The sequence below is a fragment of the Microbacterium sp. NPDC090225 genome (genome assembly GCF_044772365.1).
In the GTDB taxonomy this organism is placed as follows: Bacteria; Actinomycetota; Actinomycetes; order Actinomycetales; family Microbacteriaceae; genus Microbacterium.
On record NZ_JBIVYS010000001.1, the window covers coordinates 2,377,198 to 2,402,429 of the forward strand.

A 25,232-nucleotide genomic window follows, 5' to 3' on the forward strand; every position below is an offset into this window, starting at 1 on the left:
CGCACGGCGCAGGAGACCGACGGATGCTGGGGGCATGAGCGAAGAGAACCCCCTCCCGCAGTTCGGGCCCGAGGCCCGACGCGCCCTGTTCCACGAACGCGTCCTGGTGCTCGACGGCGCCCTCGACGACGACAACGGCACGCTGCTGATGACGCAGCTGCTCACCCTGTCGGCCGAGGATGCCGCGACCGACATCGCCCTCTGGATCCACTCGCCCGGCGGCTCCGTGCCGTCGATGCTCGCGATCCGCGACATCATGCGGCTGATCCCCAACGACGTCTCGACGCTCGCGCTCGGACTCGCCTGCAGCGCGGGGCAGTTCCTGCTCTCGGCGGGCGCCGCGGGCAAGCGTCGGGCGCTGCCGCACGCGCGCATCCTCATGCACCAGGGGTCGGCGGGGATCGGCGGCTCCGCGGGCGAGATCGAGACCCAGGCCGACGACCTCCGCCACATGCGCGACACGGTGCTCGGACTCATCTCCGACGACACCGGGCAGACCCGCGAGCGCATCTTCGAGGACTCGCTGCACGACCGCTGGTACACGGCCGAACAGGCGCGCGACTACGGCTTCATCGACGAGCTCGTGTCGTCTCTCGCCGACGTCATGCCGCGTCGACGGGCACGGGTCGGGCTGGGGGCGGGCGCATGAGCGGCTACACGATCCCGAACGTGATCGCGCAGCATCCGCGGGGCGAGCGCGTCATGGACGTCTACTCGCACCTGCTCGCCGAACGCGTCATCTACCTCGGCTCGGGCATCGATGCGGGCGTCGCGAACGCGCTGATCGCCCAGCTGCTGCACCTCGACGCCGACAGCCCCGAGAGCGCGATTCAGTTCTACATCAACAGCGAGGGCGGCGATCCGGGGGCGGCGCTCGCGATCTACGACACCATGCAGCACATCCGCCCGAGCATCGCGACGACGTGCGTGGGTCAGGCGATCGGACCGGCCGCATTGCTCGTCGCCGCCGGAGCGCCGGGGGAGCGGGCCGCGCTCGCGCACGCCCGACTCGTGCTGCACCAGCCGGCGGGGCAGTCGCGCGGGGCGATCCCCGACCTGATCCTCGCGGCCGACGAGGTCGTGCGGGTGCGTTCCGACATGGAGGAGATCCTCGCCCGGCACAGCGGCCGCACGGCCCGGGAGCTGCGTGCCGACACCGACCGCGACCGCGTGTTCACGGCATCCGCCGCCCAGGCCTACGGCCTGATCGACACGGTGCTGGGGGCGCGGGGGTAGGCGCGGGGTGGGACCCTTCGACAGGCTCAGGGACCCAGCGGAGGGACCGCCACCCTGGGGCGCTGAGCCGCCACCCTGGGTCGCTGAGCCACCACCCTTGGTCGCTGGGCCACCACCCTTGGTCGCTGGGCCACCACCCTGGGTCGCTGGGCCACCACCCTGGGTCGCTGAGCCTGTCGAAGCGCCCAGTCCCCGCGAGAACTCAGGCCGCGAGGGCGAAGACCGATGCACGAGCGGATGCCGGCACCGACGCCGTGCGCAGCTCATCGGCGACCGCGCTGGTGAGCTCGATGAGGCTGGTGTCGAGGGCCCCCGCGATCGCGGCGATCATCTCGCTCGACGGCTCCTTGCGCCCACGCTCGACCTCGGAGAGGTACTGCGGCGAGACGCCCGCGGTGTCGGCGGTCTCGGTGAGCGTCTCGCCGCGCTCGTGGCGGCGTCGACGCAACTGCTCGCCGAGGAGGTGGCGCCACAGCGGCTCGGGGCCGCTCGGGCGGGGCGTGCGCGGGAAGGGGACGATGTCGGCCATGCCTCACGGTACGACGCACGGTTCGGCGGCATCCATCGTTTCTGCTCAGAGCAGAACGCTCACCCCAGCGGTAGCGGGCGGTCGTCGACGACCTTGCGCATCACGAGCGTCGAGCTGACGCGCTGCACGCCGGGGAGGGCGGTGAGCTGTTCGTCGTAGAGGCGTTGGAAGTGCGGAAGGTCGACCGTGACGACGCGCAACAGGTAGTCGGGGTCGCCGAAGAGGCGTTGCGCGAGAGTGATGTTCGGGATCTCGATCACGGCCTCCTCGAAAGCCATGATCGAGAAACGCGTCGCCTCGCGCATCGTGACGAAGACGAGGGTCTCGAACCCGAGTCCGAGCGCTTCCGGTGAGAGCGTCGCGCGGTATCCCGTGATCACGCCCGAACGTTCGAGTTCCCGCAGTCGGCGATGGCAGGGCGAGACGCTGAGCTGCACCCGTTCGGCCAGTTCGGTGATGGTCTGGCGCCCATCGCGCTGAAGTTCGGCAAGGATCTTACGGTCGATGGCATCCATGAGAGAGATTCTTGCGCATTTACGTGTTCGTCGCGCAAGAAACACAAACACTTTCGGCCCGAACCTTCCTAGAGTTTGTCTACGGCAATCGGATGCCGTCGGAAGGAGGAGCCATGACCATCGCTGCGGTCGCCGCATTCTGGGGGATGTCGATGCTCTTCATCGTGACGCCCGGCGCGGACTGGGCGTATGCGATCTCGGCGGGTCTGCGTCGGAGGACGACTCCCGCCGTGGTGGGCATGCTCGCCGGACACGTCGGTGCGGCAGCGCTGGTCGCTGCGGGAGTCGGCGCGGCGGTCGCGCGGTATCCGCTCGCCCTCACCGTCCTCACCGTCGCGGGCTCGTTGTATCTGGTCTGGCTCGGAATCGGCACGCTCCGCAGCCCCGCGGTCGTGCAGGAAGGTGTTGATCTGGTCGAAGCGTCGCCGGGACGCTGGATGGCCAAGGGGTTCGGAGTCAGCGGACTCAACCCGAAGGTCTTCCTGTTGTTCCTCGCGATCCTGCCCCAGTTCACGGCATCCGCCTCGCCATGGCCGATCGGGGTGCAGATCGCCGTCCTTGGGGCCGTGCACGTGATCTCGTGTGCCGTCGTGTATTTCGCCGTCGGTTTCGGCGCCGCATCGGTGTTGCGTTCACGGCCGACCGCCGCGCGCACGGTGAGTGTGATCTCGGGTGTCGCCATGATCGTGATCGGCGGCGTTCTGCTGATCACTCAGCTCGTGCACGCATGACGTTCTACGATCCGATGGTGACCGCTTACTTCAGTCGCCTGTCCGACCGTGAATTCGAGGCGACGGGAGCCACGCAGGGGGCGTGGAACACGGCCGAGCAGCACATCGCCCCCACGATCGGACTTCTCGCCCACCTCGTCGAGGTCGACCGCGACCACCGTCGTGACGATTCCCTCGCGGTGGCGCGGGTCTCCTACGACATCCTCGGCGTCCTGCCGATCGAACGCGTCGCGGTCGATGTGCGCGTGATCCGGCCCGGTCGCACGATCGAACTCGTCGAAGCGACGCTCAGCCATGACGGTCGCGTCGCCGTGATCTTGCGGGCGTGGTTGATGCAGAGGTCTTCGACGAGCGAGATCGCGGGTGGGGCGCTTCCGGTGATGCCGTCGCTCGACGCTCACGCTCCGTGGGATGCCGGATCGATCTGGCCTGGCGCGTTCGTCCGCACCGCAGACTTCCGGCATCGGGAACACGAGGCGGGTCGGGCATCCGCATGGGTGCTGCCGCGTCACGTTCTGCTCGCCGATGAACCGATCAGCGCGACGGCGCGGGCCCTCGGACTCGTCGATCTCGCCAATGGCATGACCCCGCGCGTGCCGATCGACGAGGCGTTCTTCCCGAACGTCGACCTCACCGCTCATCTTTTCCGGGAGCCGGAGGAGGGGTGGATCGGCCTCGACACCACGGTCACCTTCGGTGCGGGCGGAGTGGGGCTCACGCACACGGTGCTCAACGACGCCTCGGGTCCGTTCGGTGTCTCGATGCAGAGCTTGACCGTGCGGGCGCGGTGACCGGCTTTCGCGCATGTCCGCAGGGCCGACCGGACTACAACGCCGCCGTCACCCCGGGCAGCAGCTTCGTGAGGATGCCGGCGAGCTGACCGCGTTCCTCGTCGGTGAGCGGGTCGAGCACGAGTTCGCGGATCTGCTCGACGTGCACGGGCGCCGCCTCGCGCAGCAGGTCGCGCCCGGCCGGGGTGAGGGTCGCGGAGAGCGTGCGCTTGTCGGCGCCGCACGAGGTGCGTTCGACCCATCCGCGCTCCTCGAGCGAGTCGATGGCGTGGCTCAGGCGCGAGCGGCTCAGCCCGGCGATGCGGGCGAGCTCGGTCATGGTCGTCGCCCCACCGTCGATCTGTCCGGCGAGCATGATGAGGATCGCGTACCGCGCGTGGTTGAGGCCGACCTCGTCCTTCAGCGCGCGATCGAGCACCTGCGGCAGCAGCTGCACGAAGCGGATGACCGGAAGCCACGTCTGCATCTCGGCATCGTCGAGCCGGCGCGGGTGCCGCACGGCATCCGGCTGTCCGTCGATCGGCGCGTCCATGTTCACGCCGCCGAGAGGTCGATGGTGTGCGCGGTGTGGTCGCGCTTGGCCTCGAGGTAGCGGGTGTTCGCCTCCGAGAGGTGCACCCCGGTGGGAACCTGCTCGGTCACGCGGATGCCGAGGGCCTCGAGCTGCCGCGCCTTGTCGGGGTTGTTGCTGAGCAGACGGATGCCGTCGACTCCGACCGCCGTGAGCATCTGGGCGGCGACCGTGTAGTCGCGCTCGTCCTCACCGCGACCGAGGGCGACGTTGGCCTCGTAGGTGTCGAGGCCGGAGTCCTGCAGCGCGTAGGCGTCGAGCTTGGCGTAGAGGCCGATGCCGCGACCCTCCTGGCGCAGATAGAGCAGGAAGCCGCCCTCGTCGGCGATGCGCTCGACGGCCTCGCGCAGCTGGGGGCCGCAGTCGCAGCGCTGCGAGCCGAAGACGTCGCCGGTGAGGCATTCGCTGTGGGGGCGCACGAGGGGTGCGGGTCCGCCGTCGGCCGCGCGGTCGAGCGCCGCGCGCCAGTCGCCGAGGCCGAGGAGCAGGTGTTCGCGTCCGTCGACGAGGCCGTCGAAGGTGACGACGTCGGCGGTCGTGGAGTAGCCGTCGGCGAAGGCCATCGGCACGCGCACGCGGGTCCGCTCGGAGACGACCGGAATGACCGTTGAACTTTCAATCATGTGAGGTAGAACGCGGCGCGGCCGGGTCTATTCCCGGGGCTCCTCGGGTGACGGCATCCGGTCCCGCCGCCGCACGAACTTCAGCTCGCTCGCGAGGATGCCGAGCACCACGAGTCCGCCGCCGACCAGGGCGAGCGCGGGCAGCCGCTCGCCGGCGATGCGTCCGATGACCCCCGCCCACACCGGCTCGCCGGCGTAGATGATGGTCGCGCGCGTGGGGGAGACCGACTTCTGCGCCCAGTTCATCGTGAGCTGGATGAGGCAGCTCGCCGCCCCGAGCCCGACCGCGCACACGACCCACACCCAGGAGAACGCGGGGATACCCTCGCCGACCACCGGCATCGTCAGCAGTCCCAGAACGCCCGCGGTCAGCAGCTGCACGATCGTGATGCGCCCGAGGTCGATCCGCCCGGCGAACACGCTGATGAGGATGATCTCGGCCGCGATCGGCAGCGTGCTGATCATCGTGGCGATCTCTCCCGCGCCGAGGGTGAGCGTGAACGCGTCGGGGCCGGCGATCAGCACGAGTCCGACGAAGGCGAGCGCCGCCCCGACGAACGCCATCGCCGGAGGACGCTTACGGAACACGGCCCACTGCGCGAGCGGCACCAGCGGCACGTACATCGCCGTGATGAAGGCGGAGGTGCTCGAATCGATCGTCTGCAGCCCGACGGTCTGCAGACCGTAGCCGAGGTAGATCATGACCCCGATCGCGACACCGGCGCCGATATCCCGCCAGCGGATGCCGCGCAGCACGCGGTGGAAGATGACGACGCTGATGAGTCCCGCCACGAGGAAGCGCAACCCCACGAAGAACCACGGACCCGAGTACTGCATCGCCCAGTGCACGAGCAGGAAGGTGCTGCCCCAGACCGCGGTGATGGCGATGAGGGCGGCTTCTTGTGGCCGGAAGCGCATCCAGCGCAGACGAGTGGGCATCGTGGGGCCCTTTCTCGACGGCTGCCTCATCGAGGATATCGCCGAGCGGGATGCCGGAAGATCACGAAGAATGTCGGCTCCGAGCGGATGCATCGAACGCGTCGGTAGCCTCGCACCATGAGCAACTTCGTGAGCCCCGACGAACTGAGCGACCTGCGTGAGCAGGGTGCCCCCGTGCACGTGATCGACGTGCGCTGGCGGCTCGACCGTCCGGACGGCCACGCGGAGTACCTCGAGGGCCACATCCCGGGCGCCGTCTACGTGCCGCTCGACTCCGAGCTCGCGACGCACGGCGAGGCCTCCGAGGGCCGTCACCCGCTGCCCTCGACCGAGACGCTGCAGCAGGCGGTACGCCGCTGGGGTGTGCACGACGGCGATCTGGTCGTCGCCTACGACGATGCGAAGGGCCTCGCCGCTGCGCGGGCGTGGTGGCTGCTGCGCCAGGCGGGCATCGACGTGCACGTGCTCGAGGGCGGCATCCGAGGATGGATCGCCGCGGGCCACGACGTCGACACCGCCGACGAGTCGCCCGAGCCGGGCAACGCGGTGCTCCGAGAGATCGGCGGCGACGCCCTGTCGATCGACGAGGCGGCGGCGTTCCCGGCATCCGGAGTGCTGCTCGACGTGCGTGCTCCCGAGCGCTACCGCGGCGAGACCGAGCCGCTCGACCCGATCGCCGGGCACATCCCCGGTGCCGTCAACCTGCCCACGATGCTGCACCTCGACGCCGACGGACGCATCCTCGACGCGGCGACCGTGCGCGCGAACCTCGCGACGGTCGGCATCGCCGAGGGCACCCGCGTCGCGGCGTACTGCGGGTCGGGCGTGACCGCCGCGCATACCGCGCTCGTGCTCGACGAGGTCGGCATCGAGGCGAAGGTCTTCCCGGGTTCGTGGAGCCAGTGGTCGAACACGCCGGGGCGTCCGGTCGCCACGGGCGATCAGCCCGGCTGACCCGCTTGGCCCGGCTCGGGTTCGCGCTCGCCGAAGCCCCAGCGCAGCAGCAGAGCACCGGGACCGAAGGCGCGGCGCACCTGGTGGATCGACGTGCCCGACTCCAGCGTCAGCGGCGTCGCCGTCTGACTCTGGGGGGTGTCGACCTGTTCCTCGAACCAGTCCGGGAGAGCCTCGGGGTGGAACCGCGTCCACACCAGCAGCTCACGGCATTGCCGGGCGACGGCGTGCCCGGTCTCGAGCTGCGGCGGGTACCCCGGCGGGTACGACACCGACCACTCGACCATCGCGGTGCTCGGTGCCGTGAGCGGGGCGTCGAGCTCGAACAGCACGCCGTGCACCTCGCCGTTGGGGTGCGAATAGCGGCTCGCGATGCGGCCCCCGAAGTCGGCGGCGAACTCCGGCGCCGGAGTGGAGACGCCGGGGGTGAGCTCGAGGAACGGGATCGCCGTGATCGTGCCGATCGTCGACTGCACGATGCTGCGGGTGTGACTGTGCACGACGTGCCCCTCGATGCCGACGTCGGTCACCGAGTGCGTCGTCAGCTCGCGCGAGGTGTCGGGGTACTCCGCGCCGAGCGCCGCGAATGCCTCCTTCACCGCGTCCTCGATGGCATGCTCTTCGAGAGGGAAGAGGTTCGGCCCGAGCGGGCCGGTGCGCGATGACCGCAGGAGCCCCGTGAGCGCACCGCGTTCGAGGTGCAGAAGCTCTTCGATGTCGGCGACCGCGGCCAGCGACTGCGCACCCTCCGGATGCCGTGCCCCCGAGCGCCAGTAGCTCAACGTCGCCATCGATACCTGGTTGCCGCGGGCGCGCAGACGCTCCTGCACCCACGACAGCGTCACGCGGCGCGCGTTGATCGCATCTCGGAACGCGGCGGGGAAGCCGGGCCCGGTCGACGGCTTCAGAAAATCTTCACTCTCCATCACAGACCCCCTCCGGTATGTGAAGAACTGCTGTTTAGAGTGAGCTTACGACCGCACGAGGCCACCCCTGGGGACCTGGGTGACGAAGTGGGGTCGACGTGATCGTCTCGACGCAGGCAGGGTGCCCGACCTTGCGGAGGATGATCGGGCGCAGCGATGCCCCCGTGCTGCGTACTCGTGGGGCCCGATGATCGATCTGGGGAGATCCATCGGGCCCCGCGAACAGCCCCGTCCGTCCGGCCCGGCGCCCCCGCGTAGACTGGGAGCACAACCCCGGAGGACTCTGGATCTTCATGTCTGCCCCTTCCCGCACCTTCACCGTGCGCAACGTGCAACTGCTGCGCGCGCTGTTCGCCGCCGTCGCGGCCCTCATGATCACGTTCTCGTCCGATCACTCCGCGGCTGTGGGGCTCTCGGTCTTCAGCGGCTTCGCGATCGCGACGGCACTCGTGATGCTGTTGTCGGTGTGGTTGGTGTTCCCCGCGGGATCGCGGTGGCCCGCGGTCGTGATCGGCCTGCTCAGCGTCGCGGCCGGCATGGCGACCGGCATCCCCGTGTGGCGCACCAACGACGTCTTCTTCATCGTCGTCGGCGCCTGGGCGCTCGCGACGGGGCTGACCGAACTGCTCGCCGGCATCCGCGCCCGCCGTATCGGCACGGACCCGACGGCGCGTGACTCCATCATCATCGGGTCGTTCGGCATCCTGCTCACCGTGCTGCTCTGGGTGATCCCCGCCGGCTTCACCCACGACTACACGATCAAGGAAGCGGGCACCTTCGAGCTGACCGGCATCATCCTCGGGGTCGGGATGCTCGGCGGCTACGCCGCGCTCGTCGCCGTCTTCCTCGGTATCGCCGGACTCACGCCCAAGAAGGCGGATGCCGTCGCCCCGGCATCCGTTCCCGCTGAGAGCGGAGACGCCCGATGAGCGAAGAGAAGCCCACCCGCCGCGACATCCTCCGGCCCCTGCACCTGCTGGGCATCGCCCTGGCGTGCGGTGTGTTCGCGATGATCGTGACGCTCGTCTCGACCGGTGCCTTCACGGCTCGCGTGAACACCGCGATCGCGAACGGCAGCTACGAGGGCCTCACCCCGGTGATGCTCGGACTGGTCGTCGGCGGTGGTGCGTTCATCGTGACGCTGCTGATGCTGGCGATGCTGATCCTGGCCGTCGACCCGGCCGATGTCACCAAGACGGTCGACCGTCCGGTGCTCTACGACCCCGAGTCCGACGACGACGGCACTGCCGCGGGCGACGCCCGCACCGACCGTACGGAATAGTCGCGGTGGCGGGCGGCTTGTCCCTGTGGTGAGCACTCCCGTCGATCGCGCCTCAATCGGACTCCGCTCGGCGAGGGGACCCGTTCTCGGGGCGCTCATGCTCTCGACCGGGCTCATCGCGATCGACGCGACGATCCTCGCGACCGCGGTGCCCAGCATCGTCGACGACCTCGGTAGCTACCAGCAGTTCCCCTGGCTGTTCTCGGTGTACCTGCTCGCGCAGGCCGTGAGCGTGCCGATCTACTCGCGTTTCGCCGACACGATCGGGCGCAAGCCCGTCATCCTGCTCGGCATCGGGCTCTTCCTCCTCGGCTCGATCCTCTGCGGCATCGCCTGGAGCATGCCCGCGCTCATCGTGTTCCGCATCGTGCAGGGGTTGGGTGCCGGAGCCGTCGCCCCGATGGCGATGACGATCGTCGGCGACATCTACACGGTCGCCGAGCGGGCCAAGGTGCAGGGCTACATCGCCAGCGTCTGGGCGATCTCCTCGGTGGTCGGCCCGGCGCTCGGCGGACTGTTCGCACAGCTGGACGCCTGGCGATGGATCTTCTTCGTCAACATCCCGCTCTGCCTGATCGCGGGATGGATGCTCCTGCGCAAGTACACCGAGAAGAAGGTCGTGGCGCAGCACCGCATCGACTACGTCGGCGCGGTGCTCCTGACGATCGGACTCACCGGTCTCATCCTCGGCATGCTCGAGGGCGGGAACGCCTGGGAGTGGATCTCGCTGCAGAGCGCGCTCTGCTTCGGGATCGGAGTGATCGCGCTGGCGGTGTTCGTCGTGGTGGAGCGGCGGGCGGCCGAACCGATCGTCGATCTGCGCCTCGCCGCGCGCCCGCTGATCCTGACCACGACGATCGTGTCGCTCGGCGTCGGGGCGCTGATGATCGGCGTCACGAGCTTCGCCCCCGCCTACCTCGAGGGATCGATCGGCATCCCGCCCCTCCTCGCCGGCCTCGCCGTCGCGGCGCTGACCCTCGGCTGGCCCGTCTCTGCCGCGAACGCCGGGCGGCTGTACCTGCGCATCGGCTTCCGCCGCACGGCGCTGATCGGCATGAGCATCACCTCCGTCGCCGCGATCGCGCTCGCCGCCTCCTCTCCGTGGCCCAACCCGTACACGATCGCGCTCATCGCCTTCGTGTTCGGCTTCGGTCTCGGATGGACCGCCGCTCCCACGCTCATCGCCGCGCAGGCATCCGTCGGCTGGGGTGAGCGCGGTGCCGTGACCGGCATGAACGCGTTCGCCCGCTCGGCCGGCAGCGCCGTGGGCGTCGCGATCTTCGGGGCCATCTCGAACGCGGTCATCGCGCAGGGCGCCGGGCCGGACGATCCCGACACGATCATCGCGGCCTCGGTGTGGGTGTTCGTCGCCGCGGCCGTGACCGCCGTGCTCACGCTGATCGCGGCGGCCTTCATGCCCCGCGATCGGGTGGAGTCGCGGTCGGGGGAGGCCGGGGGCGAGGCGGGCGACGCGGCGGGCTCGGTCGAGGGCTAGGCCGAGGCTCTCGCGTCGGTCGGTCTCGGGGAGCTCGGCCGAGGGCGTACCCAACTCAGGAAGACTGCGGGTGCGTCGAGGAGAACCGCGCGGATTCTCGGGCGGCCTCGCGCGCGAGCGCGCGATCTTCCTGAGTTAGGTACACCCGCGAGTCGAGGCCGAACACAGAAACGCACCCCGCCCGATGGGCCTGGGGTGCGTTTCGGCGTGGGGGAGACGCGTCAGCGCGCGAGGCGCTCGGCGATTCCCGTGTAGGTGGCGGGGGTCAGCGCGAGCAGGCGCTGCTTGGCCGCGTCGCCGATCTCGAGGCCCTGCACGAACTCGGCGAGCTCGGCGCCGCCGACGCGGTGTCCGCGGGTCAGCTCCTTGAGCAGCGCGTACGGGTCGGTGATGCTCGAACGGCCGGCGACGACCTCGGCGCGGATGACCGTCTGGATCGCCTCGGCGAGCACCTCCCAGTTCACGTCGAGGTCGGCGAGCAGCACGTCGCGCGAGAGCGAGATCTCGTTGAGCCCGCGGCGCAGGTTGTCGAGCGCGAGCAGCGAGTGCCCGAACGCGACGCCGATGTTGCGCTGCGTGGTCGAGTCGGTGAGGTCGCGCTGCAGACGGCTCGTGACGAGGGTCTGCGAGAGCGAACCGAGCAGGGCGGCCGAGAGCTCGAGGTTCGCCTCGGCGTTCTCGAAGCGGATCGGGTTGATCTTGTGCGGCATGGTCGACGACCCGGTCGCGCCCGCGACGGGGATCTGCGCGAAGTAGCCGAGCGAGATGTACGTCCAGATGTCGGTGGCGAGGTTGTGCAGGATGCCGCCGGCGTGACGCACGCGGTCGTAGAGCTCGACCTGCCAGTCGTGCGACTCGATCTGGGTGGTGAGCACGTTGAAGCCGAGTCCCAGGCCCTCGACGTACTCGCGGGCGATGGTCGGCCAGTCGGCGTCGGGGTCGGCCGACAGGTGCGCCGACCACGTGCCGGTCGCGCCCGAGAACTTGGCCAGGTAGTCGGATGCTGCGATCTGGGCGCGCACGCGCTCGAGACGCCACGCGAACACGGCGATCTCCTTGCCCATGGTCGACGGGGTGGCGGGCTGGCCGTGGGTGCGGGAGAGCATCGCGGCGTCGGCGTGCTCGACCGCGAGCTCGCGGAGCTTGGCGATGACGGAATCGAGGGCGGGGAGCCAGACGCTCTCGACCGCGCGCTTAACGGTGAGGGCGTACGAGACCGAGTTGATGTCCTCGCTCGTGCAGGCGAAGTGCGTCAGCTCGGCGATCGCGTCGAGGCCGAGCGTCGAGAGGCGGTCGCGCACGAGGTACTCGATGGCCTTGACGTCGTGGCGGGTGACCGCCTCCTTCTCGGCGAGCCAGTCGATCTCGGCCTGGCCGAAGTCGCGGTAGAGGGCGCGGAGGCGCTCCTTATCGGCATCCGACAGGGGGGAGGTCTCGAACAGCGAGCGGTCGGTGAGGGCGATGAGCCACTCGACCTCGACCTCGACGCGGGCCCGGTTGAGGCCGGCCTCCGAGAGGAAGTCGGCGAGCCCGGTGACGGCGCCGCGGTAGCGACCGTCGAGGGGGCTCAGGGGCTGCGGCGGAAGCGAAGGCTGGAAAGTCAGGGGAATCCTCCTGATCGGGCCCGTCAGATACGGGGCGTGCGGGGCTGGCGCAGGGCGGGTTCGAGCTGACGGAACAGCCCGCGAGTCGCCGTCTCGATCATACCGAGCACCGAATCGAACATCTCGGGGCCGGCGTAGTAGGGGTCGGGCACATCGTGGGTCGAGGCGTCGGGGTCGAAGCCGAGGAGGAGGGTGACTTTGCCCTCCTGATCCTCGTCGCGCGCCCATTCGCGCAGGATGCGCTCGTGGGTGCGGTCGAGGGCGACGATGAGGTCGTTCTCGAGGAAGGATGCCGCGGTGAACTGCTTCGCGCGGTGCTGCGACCCGTCGTACCCGCGGCGGGCGAGCGAGTCGATCGTGCGGTGGTCGGCGCGCTCGCCGAGGTGCCAGTCGCCCGTGCCCGCGCTGCGCGAGACGATGCGCGAGCCGAGTCCCTGATGGTCGGCAAGGTCGCGGAAAACCACCTCGGCCATGGGGGATCGGCAGATGTTCCCCGTGCACACGAAGATCACGCGAAAGGGATCCGGGGATGTCACAGATACATTCTGCCGCTCTCGGGCCGTCGTGCACAGTTCGCGGGCTCACTGATCCTGCACAGCATCCGATTGCGCGACGCTCTGCACCGCTCGTGCGCTCGCGGTCAACGCCGGGTGCTCCTGCGGCGGAGGCTGTGGGCATGTACTCCTCGATCGCGCTCCCGACCACCGATGGGTGGACCCCGTACGACGTGTCGATGTGGCAGCAGGCCGGGGCTCAGCTCCGCGTCGCCCTCGACTTCACGCAGACCGCCGCGGCGACTCTCGATCCCCTCGTCGACGAGACCGAGTGGGCGTCCGACGGGATGCGATCGCTGCACACGACGATGGCCGAGCAGCGCGGTCTCATCGCCCTCGAGGTCATGATCCTGGAGTCGACCGAGGCAGAGCAGCGAGCGGCGGGGCTCGGATGAGCGACGACCTCGACATCCGTTACGGCGGCGCGATCTCGGTCGACACCGAGGTGCTGCGCGACATCGGCACGCGGTTGGCCGGCCTCGCGGGGTCGCTGGCGCAGGGCGCGGCCGCTGCGGGTAACGCCTATGCGCTGCTCATCGGCTCGGCCGCGTGCCGTTCGTGGAGCGGCTTCGACGCGCTCGGACGCAGCCGCACGCGACTCGACGAGCTGCGGATCACGGCCGAGACGACGGCGTCCTCGACGCTGCTCATGGCGGATGCGTACGAGGTGGTCGAGCTACGCGCGCGGGCGGAGGCGCTCGCCGCGAGCGATGCCGCTGCGGCCGCAGCCCTGAACGCTCGGGCCGACGAGATCGTGGATGCCGACCCCCGTGTCCAGGGTCTCGTCGCTGCCCTCGTTCTGGACTGGGGCACGCACCGGTTCGACGGACTCGATGCGCAGGTCGGGTTCGGTACGCCGTTCGGTGGAGTTTTCGGCGGGATCGGGCTGGCCGCTGCTCTGCTCGGCAAGGGCGTGATCCCGAAGGGCGCGACGTTGCAGGGCAGGGCGGATGCCGTGCGCGTCACTCCGGTGGCGACGACGACCCCGAAGGCTCCGCCGACGTCGCTGCCCGACGCCCTCCAGCGGTTCCCGAACTCCGGGGGAGCGCAGGTGCGGGTCGAGAAGTACACGATGCCCGATGGCTCGAACCGGTTCGTCACGTATGTGAAGGGCACGCAGTCGCTCCTCAGCGGGGGGAAGGAGCCGTGGGACATGAAGTCCAACGTCGAGCTCTACTCGAAGCAGAAGTCCGCCTCCTACCAGGCGACGCTCGACGCATTGAAGGCGTCCGGTGCGAAACCGGGAGACCGGGTCGATATCGTCGGGCACTCCCAGGGCGGGACGATCGCCTCGCATCTCGCGATGGACGACGTCTACGACGTCGGGGTGGAGATCACGGCGGGCAGCCCGGTCGAGCCGACGCTCGACGACGACCAGACGCTAGTGCAGCTGCGGCACACCGACGACGTGGTGTCGTCGCTGGCGGGCGGGGGATCGCCCGGGGGTACGGGGTCTCCCGACAGCTTCACCGCAGAGCGCGTCGGCGACCCGGCGCAGGGGCTGCAGGATCTCACGCTCGAACCTCACGTGCTCGACACCTACGTCGAGACCGCCGAGATGGTCGAGGAGTCGGGTGACCCGCGGGTCGATGGACTCGATGACCTGTGGAACGACCTCGGACAGGCGACCTCGGTCACGTCGACCGACTACCGGGCCCAGCGGGTGCTGCCCGAGGAGGTGGTGGCACCGGGCGGCTCGACCACGCCCGCACCGGTCATCGGAGACGAGTGGTGGCGTCGGAAGGACGTGCTGTGAGGTCAGTCGCGGCGGCGCGGCTTCTTGGCCTGCGGGCGCAGGATGAAACCGAAGATGCCGTTGATGATCGAGATGATCAGCGCGGCGACGACGCCCCACCAGAAGTGCTCGACGCGCAGGCCCCAGTCCAGGCCGCTCGTGATCCAGGCGGTCAGCCACAGCAGGAAGCCGTTGATGACGAACCCGATGAGCCCGAGGGTGAGGATGTACAGCGGGAACGCCACGATCTTCACGACCGTGCCGATGATCGTGTTCACGAGGGCGAAGATCGCCGCGACCGCGAGAAGCGTGAGCACGAGCTGCAGCGTCTCTCCCGGGGGGAAAGCGATGACGCTCACCTGCAGCGCGGGGATCAGCGTCACGACCCAGAGGGCGAACGCGTTGACGACGACTCGGATGATGAAGCGCATGGTCCGCCCAGTCTTCCACGTGCGGGTGGTGGTTGTCAGGAGGATTCGTCCGCTGCGCTTCCTCCGAGCACTCGTAGACTCGTCCTCGTGACCGACCCGATCCTTCCCCGCATCCGCCCCGCCATCGCCGCGCTCGCGCCGTACCGCCAGGGCAAGCAGGCGGGACCCGATGCGTTCAAGCTGTCGAGCAACGAGAACCCCTTCGACCCGCTGCCGTCGGTGGTCGAGGCGATGCAGCACATCACGCCGATCAACCGTTACCCCGACGCCACCGCGCTGCGCCTGCGCGAGCGCCTCGGCGCGCGGTACGGCGTCGAGCCCGACCAGGTGCACGTCGCCGCGGGCAGCGTGTCGATCCTGCACCAGCTGATCCTCGCCACGGCATCCGTCGACGACGAGGTCATCTACGCGTGGCGGTCGTTCGAGGCGTACCCGAGCCTGCCGCTCATCTCCGGAGCGACCGGAGTGCCGGTCGCGCTCACCGACGATTCCCGTCACGACCTCGACGCGATGGCGGATGCCGTCACCGACCGCACCCGCGCGATCATCGTCTGCACGCCCAACAACCCGACCGGTCCGATCATCACGAGCGGCGAGTTCGCGGCCTTCGTCGAGCGGGTTCCCGCCGACATCCTGATCATTCTCGACGAGGCATATGCCGAGTTCGTCACCGCGCCCGACGCGGTCGACGGTCTCGCCGAGCGCATCTTCGACCGGCATCCGAACGTCGTCGTGCTGCGCACCTTCTCGAAGGCCTACGGTCTCGCCGGGCTGCGCATCGGCTACGCGATCGGCCACGAGAAGGTGCTCGACTCCGCCCGCGTCACCGGCGTTCCGCTCTCCGTGACGGCTGCAGCCGAGAACGCGGCGATCGCGAGCCTCGACGCCGAGGCCGAGCTGCTCGAGCGCGTCACCGAGATCGTCGCCCGTCGCACGCGCCTCGTCGCGGGGCTCCGCGCCCAGGGCTGGAAGGTGCCCGACTCCCAGGGCAACTTCGTCTGGCTGCCCGCCGGCGACCGCACCGACGAGGTCGCCGCGGCCTTCGTCGCGGGCGACATCGTGGTGCGACCGTTCTCGGGTGACGGCATCCGCATATCCGTCGGAGAGCATGAATCGGTGGACAAGGTCCTACAGGTTTCTGAATCCGTTGTGCGGACTCTCCAGCCCTAGGCACCGTTCCTCGGATAGCGTGGAACGGTGAGCTCGTCAGAGAACGAAATCGTCCGCGTCCTCGAGGCGGACGGCCGATTCGCCCCCACCCCCGCTGCGGAGCGGTACCTGTCGCTGATCGAATCGATCAGCGACGCAGAACTCGAGCAGTTCTACCGCGACATGGTCGTCATCCGCGCCATCGACACCCAGGCCACCAACCTGCAACGACAGGGACAGCTGGCGCTCTGGCCGCCGAGCCGCGGTCAGGAGGCGGCGCAGGTCGGTTCCGGTCGCGCCGCGCGCGCGCAGGACACGCTCTTCCCGTCTTATCGGGAGCACGCGGTCACCCGCATCCGCGGCGTCGACCCGCTCGACATCATCAAGCTGATGCGCGGCGTCTCGCACGGCGGCTGGGATCCCACCGACCCCAAGAACGGCAACACCCGCCTCTACACGCTGGTGCTCGGGTCGCAGGCGCTGCACGCCACGGGCTACGCGATGGGCCTGTCGTTCGACGGGCGCTCCGGCAGCGGTGACGTCGACCGCGACGAGGCCGTCATCGTCTACTACGGCGACGGCGCCTCCAGCCAGGGCGACGTGCACGAGGCGATGGTCTTCGCCGCCAGCTACCAGTCGCCGACCGTCTTCTTCCTGCAGAACAACCATTGGGCGATCTCCGTCCCGGTCGCGACGCAGTCCCGGGTTCCGCTCGTGCAGCGCAGCGCCGGCTACGGCATCCCCAGCGTGCGGGTCGACGGCAACGACGTGCTCGCCAGCTACGCCGTCTCGCGCGCCGCGCTCGACGAGGCGCGCACCGGCCAGGGGCCGCGCGCGATCGAGGCCGTCACCTACCGCCTGGGCGCCCACACCACCAGCGACGACCCCACCAAGTACCGGGGTAACGACGAAGAGGAATCGTGGGCGCAGCGCGACCCGATCACCCGCATGCGCGCGTTCCTCGAGAACCGGGGAGCAGGGGCATCCTTCTTCTCCGACGTCGACGCCGAAGGCGCGGATGCCGCAGAGGATCTCCGCGCCCGCACGGTCGAACTCGGCCCGCCGCCCGTGGGCAGGATGTTCGACCACGTCTACAGCGAGGCGCACCCGCTGATCGCCGAGCAGAAGGAATGGCTCGCGCGCTACGAAGCGTCGTTCGAAGGAGGAGCGCAGTGACCCTCGAGACGATGCCGTTCAGCAAGGCTCTGAACGCCGGTCTGCGCAAGGCCATGGAAGACGACGCCAAGGTCCTGCTCATGGGCGAGGACATCGGCAAGCTCGGCGGTGTGTTCCGCGTGACCGAGCACCTGCAGCGCGACTTCGGCGACAAGCGCGTGCTCGACACCCCGCTCGCCGAGTCGGGCATCGTCGGAACCGCGATCGGCCTCGCCATGGCCGGGTTCCGCCCCGTGGTCGAGATCCAGTTCGACGGCTTCGTGTTCCCCGCCTTCGACCAGATCACCACGCAGCTCGCCAAGCTCACCAACCGCCACGAGGGTGCGCTGAGCCTGCCTATCGTGATCCGCATTCCCTACGGCGGGCACATCGGCGCGGTCGAGCACCACCAGGAGAGCCCCGAGGCGTACTTCGCGCACACCCCGGGCCTGCGGGTCGTGTCACCGTCGACGCCGAACGACGCCTACTGGATGATCCAGGAGGCGATCGCCTCGAACGACCCCGTGATCTTCATGGAGCCCAAGAGCCGCTACTGGCCCAAGGGCGACGTCGAGCTCGAGGCATCCGCTGCCCCACTGCACTCCTCGCGGGTCGTGCGCACCGGCTCCGACGTCACCCTGGTCGGCCACGGCGCGATGGTCACGACGCTGCTGCAGGCGGCCGCGCTGGCCGAGTCCGAGGGCACGAGCTGCGAGGTCGTCGACCTGCGCTCGATCTCGCCGATCGACTACGCGCCGATCCTCGACTCGGTGCGCAAGACCGGACGCATGGTCTACGCGCAGGAGGCGCAGGGCTTCGGCAGCATCGGCAGCGAGGTCGCCGCGACCGTCATGGAGCGCGCGTTCTACGCCCTCGAGGCGCCGGTGCTGCGGGTGTCGGGCTTCGACACCCCGTTCCCGCCCGCCAAGCTCGAGGGCTCGTACCTCCCGGATGCCGACCGCATCCTCGAGGCCGTCGACCGTTCACTCGCCTACTGAGTTGTTCCGAAAGTACTGAGACGTTCCGAAAGGACCGCAGATGAGCACGCAGAACTTCACCCTTCCGGATGTCGGCGAAGGCCTGACCGAGGCCGAGATCGTCACGTGGAAGGTCGCGCCCGGCGACAGGGTCGCGATCAACGACGTCATCTGCGAGATCGAGACGGCCAAGTCGCTCGTCGAGCTGCCCTCGCCGCATGCGGGAACGGTCGGTGAGCTGCTCGTCGCCGAGGGGGCGACGGTCGAGGTCGGCGCGCCGATCATCACCTTCGTGACGGACGAGCACGACGACGCCGGCGCCGGCAAGGTCGTGACGGCCGAAGCCCCCGCACCCGAAGAGGGCGGCGGATCGGTGCTCGTCGGCTACGGCACCGGCGGGGGAGCGACCTCGCGCCGCAAGCGCCCCGCCGAGCGCCCGGTGCGCTCCTCGGTGGGCGTGATCGCGAAGCCCCCGATCCGCAAGCTCGCCCGCGACCTCGGTGTCGACCTCACCACGGTCACCCCGAGCGGCGCCGACGGCGAGGTCACCCGCGACGACGTGATGAAGCACGCTTCGCAGGCGAGCGTCTTCCGCAACATCGAGACCCCCGAGTGGGGTGCCGTGCGCGAGGAGACCGTTCCCGCGCCGCAGATCGCCCCGGCGGGCCTGGCCCGCGGGGTCGCCCCGGCCGCGGCATCCGCCTCCGCCTCCGACGCCGATCGCACCGAGTCCATCCCCGTGAAGGGCGTGCGCAAGGCCACGTCGTCGGCGATGGTGCAGAGCGCCTACTCGGCCCCGCACGTCACCGTGTGGAAAGAGGTCGACGCCTCGCGCACGATGGAGCTCGTCAAGCGCCTGAAGGCCGCGCCCGAGTACGCCGACATCAAGGTGTCGCCGTTGCTGATCATGGCCCGCGCCGTGATCTGGGCCGCGCGTCGCACGCCCATGATCAACGCCGCGTGGGTCGAAACCGAGAACGGTGCAGAGATCGCGGTGCGCCACTACGTGAACCTCGGCATCGCCGCGGCCACGCCCCGCGGACTGCTCGTACCGAACATCAAGGACGCGCAGGACCTCGGCATGAAGGACCTCGCCCGGGCGCTCAACCGCCTCACCCTCACGGCCCGCGAGGGCAAGACCTCGCCCGCCGACCAGCAGGGCGGCACCATCACGATCACCAACATCGGCGTGTTCGGGATGGACGCCGGAACCCCGATCATCAACCCCGGCGAGGCCGGAATCGTGGCCATGGGCACGATCAGCCAGAAGCCGTGGGTCGTCGACGGCGAGGTGCGCCCCCGGTGGGTGACCACGGTGGCCGGATCGTTCGATCACCGCGTGGTCGACGGCGACGCCATGAGCCGTTTCGTCGCCGACGTGGCGTCGGTGCTGGAGGAGCCCGCGCTGCTCGTCGACTGATACCTCATCGACGGCGCGGGACGACCCGGCCCGCCGAGGGCCCCGGCTCAGCCCAGGAGGTCCAGGCCGACGGTTTCGCCATCGAGGACGAAGTCCACGGTCACGGGCCGTTGCGTGATGTCCGCCGGGAGCGTGAAGACGTGAGTGGTCATCGCCATGTCCGCCGTGCAGGGGTTGTTCGACGAGTATCGGAACTCGACGGTGACCGTACGGGCGTCCTCGGCCGACACCGAGGTGGCGACGAGCGGGCAACTCGAACTGCCGAACGTCACGATCCCGAAGGAGTCGTCGCCGTCGACCCATCCCGCGACGGGCTCTGTCGCGATGAGGTCGGGTTGAGGCCCGCTCCAGCCATCCGGCAGACCCTGCACGACCTCGTTGGCCGCGGACTGGGTCGTGCCGCATCCGGTGAGCAGCAAGGCGCCCGCGGCGAGAATTCCGACCAGCACGCGCCTCATGGGATCCATCCTGGCCGGGGGTGGATCGCAGTGACAAGGCAGACGGGTCTCCGCGGGGCTATTCCACCTGACCCAGCGGCAGCGTCGCGAGCGTGGTGATCCTCGCGGTGCCGGGATCCCAGTGCCGCACGCTCACGACGTGACCGCGGATGTCGCCGCCGACGACCGCGAGCGCAGCCTCGAGGTCGGCCACGCGCAACCGGCGGGCAAGGGTGACGTGCGGGGTCCACTCGCCCGGAGCGATGTGCGGGGCATCCTCTCCCGGGCCGGCGAGGGAGAGCACCCGCGCGTGCAGGTCGAGCAGCTCGGCGGTGGGCACGACGCCGCGCGCCAGCACGCGTCGATCGCCGGAGCCGAAGAGCAGCGGGGCGCCCAGGGTGATCGGGAACGACCGGATGCCGTCGAGAACGCCGTCGTCGAGCGGAGGGAGGTCGACGCGGGCGAGTACGGTGATGTGCGGGCGGTTGCTCGGCGAGGTGTGGCCCGCCAGGCTCGACACCCCGAGTGCGGCGAGGGCGTCCCACTCGGCCCGCACCGCGTCTTCGGCGTCGGCGTCGAGGAGCAGCTCGATCGTCGACGGCGACCTCCGCAGTTGCGTCTCTTGCACGACCCGATTATGCCGTGAGGGGTCAAGACACGCCGTGCCGCGGCATCCGCTCGAGGCGTGTCGTGACCCCTCACGGTCGGAAGCGGATACCGAGACGCTAGGCGAGCACCGACAGCCGCTCTTCGGCCAGGCGCGGCACGGACAGTTCGTGCGCCGCGCGGCGGGCGGTGGCGACGGCGCCGACCGATACGACCTCGGCCCCGAGGTCGGAGGCGAGGACGACGGGCGCGGGAAGGTGCAGCTCCGAGGGCAAGAGTCGCCGCGCGACCTCGAGCACGGGTTCGATGCTCTCGGCAACCGCACCGCACACGATCACGCGGGCCGGGTCGTACATGCTGCCGAGCACGCCGACGATGCGGGCGACGACGGCTCCGACGTGCTCGGTGACGAGCAGGGCATCGGGGTCGCCCGACGCCGCGAGCGTGAGCACGAGGCGGGGGTCGATGCGTTCTTCGGCGACGAGCTTCCCCAGCGCCGATGAAGAGGAAACGATCCCCGAGGCGACGGCATCCCGCGCGGCATCCTGAACCGAGTAGGGGAGGCCGACGGCCGAGCCGACCCCCATGATGTGGTCGAACACGACGCCCTCGCCGACGCCGCCGTGGGCGCCGTGCAGCACGTGCCCGTCGACGACCACGCCGCCGCCGTAGCGTTCGCTGGCGAGCAGGGCGACGTAGTCGCGGCATCCGATCGCTCCGCCGACCGCGCCCTCGGCGATCGCCGCGAGCTGGGCGTCGTTCTTGACGTGCACGACCGGTGCCCAGCCGCTCAGCGCCTCGGCGAGCCCGGGGTTCGTGCGTTCCCAGAAGCCGTCGGGGTGCGGGGGCGAGATGCCGTTGCGGTCGACGGGGGCGGCGACACCGGCGCAGACGGCCAGCACCTGCTCCGGTGACACCCCGGCCTCGTCGAGGGCGGCGCCCAGGTGCTCGATGATGAGCGCGCGACGCTCGGAGGCGGGCTGCGTCTGCGACACCTCGACGCGATGGTGCACGAGGTTCCGGTCGCGCAGATCGGCGACGGTGACGGAGAGGTGCGTGTCGCCCGCGTCGATCCCGACGACGACGCCGAGGTCAGGGGAGAGCGCGAAGCGCCGGGCGGGTCGGCCGGAGCGATAGCTGCCGGCCACGCGGGCGTTCGGCAGCTCGCGCAGCACGTCCGCACCGACGAGCGTGTCGATCGCGTCGATGGCCGTGGAGCGGGTCAGCGAGGTCGCGGCCATGACATCGGTGGCGGTGAACTCGCCCGCACTCCAGGCGAAGTCGAGCACGGCGCCGACGCTGGCGCGCCCCGTGCCGAGCCCCGCGGAGATCTCTGCCACGCCCTTGCCTTCCTGTCGTCTGAATGAGAGAGTACCTTCCAGCGGAGTAAATTCGCTCATTAGATTTAGTAGTCGGATCTAAGAACCGGAAGGACGACGGTGTCTGGAGAACGAACACGCGCGTTGCGGCTGATCGCCGGGGGCCTCGCCCTCACGTTGGTCAGTGCCGCCCTCACGAGCTGCGCAGCCGGCTCGGGAGCGGAGACCATCCGCTTCACCTTCAGCAAGCGCGAGGCGATCGAGTTCATGACCGAACGCGTCGCCGAGTACAACGCCTCGCAGGACGACGTGAAGGTCGAGATCGACACCTCGGGCGTCGACGTCGTCTCGGCCAGCTTCGTGCGCGGCAACCCGCCCGACATCATGCTCGGCAACTACAACTACGAGATCGCCCGGTTCGTGCAGCGCTGCGCACTCACCGATCTCTCCGGCACCGACGCCGCGGCGACCATCCGCGACGACCTGCAGCCGCTGATGGACCAGTACGGCTCCTGCGAGGGCCGCACGAGCGCGCTGCCGTACTCGGTCATGGCGGCATCCGTCATCTACAACAAGGAGATCTTCGACGCCCAGGGCCTCGAGGTGCCGAAGACGTGGGACGAGCTCATCGCCGTCTGCGATCAGCTCAAGGCCGCGGGCATTGACCCGTTCTACGGCACCTTCAAGGACGACTGGACGGTCGGTCAGGGCTGGTACGACTACACCGCCGGCGGATCGGTCGACGTGATCGACTTCTTCGACGCGCTCGCCGAAGAGGGCACCGAGGTCGGGCCCGACGCCCCGGTCTCGTTCGAGAAGGACTTCGCCGAGCCCATGGATCGCATGATGCAGCTCGCCGAGAACTACACCAACGCGGATGCCGCGAGCAGGGCGTACGGCGACGGCAATCTCGCCTTCGCGAAGGGCGAGGCGGCCATGTACCTGCAGGGGCCGTGGGCGTTCAGCGAGATCGCGAAGACCGCACCCGAACTGCAGCTCGGAACGTTCCCGCTGCCGATGACCGACGACCCCGACGACCTCGAGGTGCGCGTCAACATGGACCTCGCGGCGATGATCCCCGAGGGGTCGCGCCACCAGGAGGCCGCCCGCGACTTCCTCGAGTTCCTGTATCAGCCCGAGAACATCGAGGAGTACAACGCCTCGCAGCTCGGCTTCACCCCGACGACGGATGCCCCGGCCCCCGACGACCCGCGCATCGAGGGGATGATCGAGTACTACGACGAGGGCAAGATCTACCAGGGCCCCTCGGTGCTCGTGCCCAAGACCCTGCCGATCTTCAACTACGCGCAGGCGATGGTGCTGGGCGCCTCGACGCAGAACACCCTGCGCACCATGGATGCGGACTGGGCGCGCATCGCGTTCCGTGCGCCGATCCCGTCGACGCAGGACAACGCCTCGGCAGAGGAGCCGGCATCATGACCACCACTCCGACCGCACTCACCGACACGACCGCGATCGTCACGGGCAGCAAGCGCGGCATCCGTCCCCGCAGCCGCCGGGTCGAGCCGATCTACTACCTGTTCCTGCTGCCGACGCTCGTGATCTTCACCCTCGCGATCACGGTGCCCGGCGTGATGGGCATCTTCTTCAGCTTCACCGACTCGATCGGCATCGGCGAGTGGAGCTTCAACGGCTTCACGAACTACATCGCCATGTTCAGCGACCCGGCGATCCTGCAGAGCTACCTCTTCACGTTCGGGTTCTCGATCGCCACGGTCATCGTGGTCAACGTGGTCGCGTTCCTGCTCGCGGTCGGCCTCACCTCCCGCATCCGCTTCAAGACGGGGCTGCGCACGATCTTCGTGATCCCGATGGTGATCTCGGGCATCATCATCGCCTACGTCTTCAACTTCCTGTTCTCGAACTCGATCCCCGCCGCGGGGGCGGCCACCGGCATCCCGTGGCTGCAGACGAGCCTGCTCGCCAACCCCGACCTGGCCTGGGTGGCGATCGTCATCGTCACCGCCTGGCAGGCCGTTCCCGGCACGCTGCTGATCTACATCGCCGGCCTGCTCTCGGTGCCCGGCGAGGTCTACGAGGCGGCGAGCATCGACGGCGCGAGCAAGACGCAGCAGCTCACCCGCATCACGCTCCCGCTCGTCATGGGCTACGTCGTGATCAACGTCATCCTCGGGTTCAAGGGCTTCCTGAACGCCTACGACATCATCGTCGGCCTCACCAACGGCGGCCCCGGAACCTCCACCCGCAGCGTCGCGATGACGATCATCGCGGGCTTCAACGGCGGCGACTACGCCTATCAGATGGCCAACGCGACCATCTTCTTCATCGTCGCCGTGCTCATCTCCCTCCTCCAGCTGTCGCTGACGCGCGGAAGGAACGCACTCTGATGTCGACGCAGACGATCACCACACAGGTCGCGGGCAAGAAGCCCCGCGTGCGCATGGAACGGGTCAACTGGTCGGGCACGATCATCCTGATCCTGTGCGCGGTCACCGTTCTCCTCCCGCTCTACGTCACCCTCTCGATGGCGTTCAAGACCACGGGCCAGGCGGTCGACGGCAACGCGTTCTCGCTGCCGGCGCCGTTCAGCATCGACGGGTTCGTCGAGGCGTGGAACCTCACGAAGTTCCCGGTCGGCGCGGGCATCTCCCTGCTCGTCACGGCCGGCACCGTGATCGCGACCATCGTGCTCGCGGCCTTCGCCTCGTACGCGATCGTGCGCAACTGGGACCGCCGCCTCTTCCGTTACTCGTTCTTCTACCTGCTCGCGGCGATGTTCATCCCGTTCCCGGTCGTCGCCCTGCCGCAGATCCAGCTCACCGGACGCTTCGGGCTCGACAACCCGTTCGGCGTGATCATCCTCGCGACGATGTTCCAGCTGAGCTTCAGCGTGCTGCTGTTCACGGCGTTCCTGCGGTCGATCCCGATCGAGCTCGAGGAGAGCGCCCGCATCGACGGCGCCACCACGTGGCAGACGTTCTGGAAGCTGATCTTCCCGCTGCTCGCCCCCATGAGCGCGACGGTCGGCATCTTCGCCTTCCTCTACGCCTGGAACGACTTCATGATGCCGTCGCTCATTATCTCCGACCCGGCGCTGCAGACGCTGCCGGTGCGGCAGAACCTGTTCCAGACCCAGTTCAGCAACAACTACAACGTGTCGTTCGCCTCGTACCTGATGGCGATGGCCCCGGCGATCCTGGCCTATCTGTTCACGCAGCGCTTCGTCATGGAGGGCGTCACGCAGGGCGCCGTCAAGGGCTAGGGATGCTTC

At 69.3% G+C, this 25,232-nt stretch carries 29 protein-coding genes; 17 read left to right on the forward strand and 12 right to left on the reverse strand.

All coding sequences use genetic code 11. From position 1 onward, the window contains the following. The first annotated feature begins 34 nt into the window (after positions 1–34). A complete protein-coding gene (locus ACIQTT_RS11445) occupies positions 35–649 on the forward strand; it encodes a ClpP family protease (protein ID WP_402789766.1) in 615 nt (204 codons plus the stop codon). Continuing rightward, positions 646–1,236 (forward strand): ClpP family protease, encoded by a 591-nt coding sequence (locus ACIQTT_RS11450; protein WP_402789769.1) that lies wholly within the window; start codon positions 646–648, stop codon positions 1,234–1,236. Before ACIQTT_RS11445 ends, ACIQTT_RS11450 begins: the two co-directional genes overlap by 4 nt. A gap of 202 nt (positions 1,237–1,438) precedes the next feature. Here the strand turns inward: ACIQTT_RS11450 and ACIQTT_RS11455 are convergent, their stop codons facing one another. Both ACIQTT_RS11455 and ACIQTT_RS11460 read right to left on the reverse strand, forming a co-directional pair. Continuing rightward, positions 1,439–1,765: a helix-turn-helix domain-containing protein gene (locus ACIQTT_RS11455; protein WP_402789772.1), complete on the reverse strand. Its 327-nt coding sequence runs from the start codon at positions 1,763–1,765 to the stop codon at positions 1,439–1,441. Between the two features lie 59 nt (positions 1,766–1,824). After that, positions 1,825–2,280 carry an Lrp/AsnC family transcriptional regulator gene (locus ACIQTT_RS11460; protein WP_402789775.1) on the reverse strand — a complete coding sequence of 152 codons (456 nt, stop codon included), beginning with the start codon at positions 2,278–2,280 and terminating at the stop codon, positions 1,825–1,827. Positions 2,281–2,393: 113 nt separating this feature from the next. Here ACIQTT_RS11460 and ACIQTT_RS11465 point away from each other — a divergent pair, with 113 nt between their 5' ends. Both ACIQTT_RS11465 and ACIQTT_RS11470 read left to right on the forward strand, forming a co-directional pair. After that, positions 2,394–3,011, forward strand: a complete 618-nt coding sequence (locus tag ACIQTT_RS11465; RefSeq protein ID WP_402789778.1) for a LysE family translocator — start codon at positions 2,394–2,396, stop codon at positions 3,009–3,011. Positions 3,012–3,028: 17 nt separating this feature from the next. Then, positions 3,029–3,802, forward strand: a complete 774-nt coding sequence (locus ACIQTT_RS11470) for a thioesterase family protein (protein WP_402789781.1) — start codon at positions 3,029–3,031, stop codon at positions 3,800–3,802. 34 nt (positions 3,803–3,836) lie between these two features. Here the strand turns inward: ACIQTT_RS11470 and ACIQTT_RS11475 are convergent, their stop codons facing one another. The 3 genes from ACIQTT_RS11475 to ACIQTT_RS11485 are packed head-to-tail and all read right to left on the reverse strand — an operon-like array spanning position 3,837 to position 5,935. Further along, positions 3,837–4,334, reverse strand: coding sequence for a MarR family winged helix-turn-helix transcriptional regulator (locus ACIQTT_RS11475; RefSeq protein ID WP_402789784.1), 498 nt, complete (start codon positions 4,332–4,334; stop codon positions 3,837–3,839). A 2-nt stretch (positions 4,335–4,336) separates the two neighbouring features. Then, positions 4,337–4,996 carry a GTP cyclohydrolase II gene (ribA, locus tag ACIQTT_RS11480; RefSeq protein WP_402789786.1) on the reverse strand — a complete coding sequence of 220 codons (660 nt, stop codon included), beginning with the start codon at positions 4,994–4,996 and terminating at the stop codon, positions 4,337–4,339. Between the two features lie 27 nt (positions 4,997–5,023). Then, positions 5,024–5,935, reverse strand: coding sequence for a DMT family transporter (locus tag ACIQTT_RS11485; protein WP_402789789.1), 912 nt, complete (start codon positions 5,933–5,935; stop codon positions 5,024–5,026). A 117-nt stretch (positions 5,936–6,052) separates the two neighbouring features. Here ACIQTT_RS11485 and ACIQTT_RS11490 point away from each other — a divergent pair, with 117 nt between their 5' ends. Continuing rightward, positions 6,053–6,889: a sulfurtransferase gene (locus ACIQTT_RS11490; protein WP_402789792.1), complete on the forward strand. Its 837-nt coding sequence runs from the start codon at positions 6,053–6,055 to the stop codon at positions 6,887–6,889. Here ACIQTT_RS11490 and ACIQTT_RS11495 read toward each other — a convergent pair. Next, positions 6,877–7,815, reverse strand: a complete 939-nt coding sequence (locus tag ACIQTT_RS11495; RefSeq protein WP_402789795.1) for a hypothetical protein — start codon at positions 7,813–7,815, stop codon at positions 6,877–6,879. The genes ACIQTT_RS11490 and ACIQTT_RS11495 overlap by 13 nt on opposite strands. Before the next feature lie 293 nt (positions 7,816–8,108). Here ACIQTT_RS11495 and ACIQTT_RS11500 point away from each other — a divergent pair, with 293 nt between their 5' ends. From ACIQTT_RS11500 to ACIQTT_RS11510, 3 genes are all read left to right on the forward strand, one after another. Then, positions 8,109–8,744, forward strand: coding sequence for an acyl-CoA synthetase (locus ACIQTT_RS11500; protein WP_402789798.1), 636 nt, complete (start codon positions 8,109–8,111; stop codon positions 8,742–8,744). Continuing rightward, positions 8,741–9,097 carry a hypothetical protein gene (locus tag ACIQTT_RS11505; protein ID WP_336641495.1) on the forward strand — a complete coding sequence of 119 codons (357 nt, stop codon included), beginning with the start codon at positions 8,741–8,743 and terminating at the stop codon, positions 9,095–9,097. The genes ACIQTT_RS11500 and ACIQTT_RS11505 overlap by 4 nt, the downstream gene beginning before the upstream one ends. Before the next feature lie 97 nt (positions 9,098–9,194). After that, positions 9,195–10,592, forward strand: coding sequence for an MFS transporter (locus ACIQTT_RS11510; RefSeq protein ID WP_402789801.1), 1,398 nt, complete (start codon positions 9,195–9,197; stop codon positions 10,590–10,592). Positions 10,593–10,813: 221 nt separating this feature from the next. Here the strand turns inward: ACIQTT_RS11510 and purB are convergent, their stop codons facing one another. Next, a complete protein-coding gene (purB, locus tag ACIQTT_RS11515) occupies positions 10,814–12,196 on the reverse strand; it encodes an adenylosuccinate lyase (RefSeq protein ID WP_402791180.1) in 1,383 nt (460 codons plus the stop codon). A 23-nt stretch (positions 12,197–12,219) separates the two neighbouring features. Next, positions 12,220–12,708, reverse strand: a complete 489-nt coding sequence (locus ACIQTT_RS11520; RefSeq protein WP_402791183.1) for a low molecular weight protein-tyrosine-phosphatase — start codon at positions 12,706–12,708, stop codon at positions 12,220–12,222. Between the two features lie 164 nt (positions 12,709–12,872). On the opposite strand from ACIQTT_RS11520, the gene ACIQTT_RS11525 reads away from it, so the two are divergent. Then, entirely contained in the window at positions 12,873–13,145 is a 273-nt protein-coding gene (locus tag ACIQTT_RS11525) for a hypothetical protein (protein WP_402789804.1), read from the forward strand. Further along, positions 13,142–14,506 (forward strand): hypothetical protein, encoded by a 1,365-nt coding sequence (locus tag ACIQTT_RS11530; RefSeq protein ID WP_402789807.1) that lies wholly within the window; start codon positions 13,142–13,144, stop codon positions 14,504–14,506. Before ACIQTT_RS11525 ends, ACIQTT_RS11530 begins: the two co-directional genes overlap by 4 nt. Positions 14,507–14,508: 2 nt before the next feature. On the opposite strand, the gene ACIQTT_RS11535 is transcribed toward ACIQTT_RS11530, so the two are convergent. Then, positions 14,509–14,916, reverse strand: coding sequence for a phage holin family protein (locus ACIQTT_RS11535; RefSeq protein WP_402789810.1), 408 nt, complete (start codon positions 14,914–14,916; stop codon positions 14,509–14,511). A gap of 87 nt (positions 14,917–15,003) precedes the next feature. Between ACIQTT_RS11535 and ACIQTT_RS11540 the strand changes: the two genes are divergently transcribed. Genes ACIQTT_RS11540 through ACIQTT_RS11555 form a run of 4 tightly spaced genes read left to right on the forward strand, consistent with a single transcriptional unit; the run spans position 15,004 to position 19,617 of the window. Then, complete coding sequence (locus tag ACIQTT_RS11540) at positions 15,004–16,086, forward strand: histidinol-phosphate transaminase (RefSeq protein WP_402789816.1); 1,083 nt, start codon at positions 15,004–15,006, stop codon at positions 16,084–16,086. 27 nt (positions 16,087–16,113) lie between these two features. Then, the gene (locus ACIQTT_RS11545) at positions 16,114–17,241 is read left to right on the forward strand and encodes a thiamine pyrophosphate-dependent dehydrogenase E1 component subunit alpha (RefSeq protein ID WP_402789819.1); all 1,128 of its coding nucleotides are present in this window, start codon (positions 16,114–16,116) and stop codon (positions 17,239–17,241) included. Further along, positions 17,196–18,218 carry an alpha-ketoacid dehydrogenase subunit beta gene (locus ACIQTT_RS11550; RefSeq protein WP_402789822.1) on the forward strand — a complete coding sequence of 341 codons (1,023 nt, stop codon included), beginning with the start codon at positions 17,196–17,198 and terminating at the stop codon, positions 18,216–18,218. The genes ACIQTT_RS11545 and ACIQTT_RS11550 overlap by 46 nt, the downstream gene beginning before the upstream one ends. A gap of 40 nt (positions 18,219–18,258) precedes the next feature. Further along, complete coding sequence (locus tag ACIQTT_RS11555) at positions 18,259–19,617, forward strand: dihydrolipoamide acetyltransferase family protein (protein WP_402789825.1); 1,359 nt, start codon at positions 18,259–18,261, stop codon at positions 19,615–19,617. Positions 19,618–19,664: 47 nt separating this feature from the next. On the opposite strand, the gene ACIQTT_RS11560 is transcribed toward ACIQTT_RS11555, so the two are convergent. From ACIQTT_RS11560 to ACIQTT_RS11570, 3 genes are all read right to left on the reverse strand, one after another. Beyond that, positions 19,665–20,075, reverse strand: coding sequence for a hypothetical protein (locus ACIQTT_RS11560; protein WP_402789828.1), 411 nt, complete (start codon positions 20,073–20,075; stop codon positions 19,665–19,667). Positions 20,076–20,133: 58 nt separating this feature from the next. Next, complete coding sequence (locus tag ACIQTT_RS11565; protein ID WP_402789831.1) at positions 20,134–20,682, reverse strand: 2'-5' RNA ligase family protein; 549 nt, start codon at positions 20,680–20,682, stop codon at positions 20,134–20,136. Positions 20,683–20,779: 97 nt separating this feature from the next. Beyond that, positions 20,780–22,000 (reverse strand): ROK family protein, encoded by a 1,221-nt coding sequence (locus ACIQTT_RS11570; RefSeq protein WP_402789834.1) that lies wholly within the window; start codon positions 21,998–22,000, stop codon positions 20,780–20,782. 99 nt (positions 22,001–22,099) lie between these two features. Here ACIQTT_RS11570 and ACIQTT_RS11575 point away from each other — a divergent pair, with 99 nt between their 5' ends. From ACIQTT_RS11575 to ACIQTT_RS11585, 3 genes are read left to right on the forward strand one after another with little or no spacing between them, the layout of a single operon-like run. After that, positions 22,100–23,419 (forward strand): ABC transporter substrate-binding protein, encoded by a 1,320-nt coding sequence (locus tag ACIQTT_RS11575; protein WP_402789837.1) that lies wholly within the window; start codon positions 22,100–22,102, stop codon positions 23,417–23,419. Continuing rightward, positions 23,416–24,348, forward strand: coding sequence for a carbohydrate ABC transporter permease (locus ACIQTT_RS11580; protein WP_402789840.1), 933 nt, complete (start codon positions 23,416–23,418; stop codon positions 24,346–24,348). Before ACIQTT_RS11575 ends, ACIQTT_RS11580 begins: the two co-directional genes overlap by 4 nt. Then, positions 24,348–25,223 carry a carbohydrate ABC transporter permease gene (locus ACIQTT_RS11585; protein ID WP_247633552.1) on the forward strand — a complete coding sequence of 292 codons (876 nt, stop codon included), beginning with the start codon at positions 24,348–24,350 and terminating at the stop codon, positions 25,221–25,223. Before ACIQTT_RS11580 ends, ACIQTT_RS11585 begins: the two co-directional genes overlap by 1 nt. Positions 25,224–25,232 lie beyond the last annotated feature (9 nt).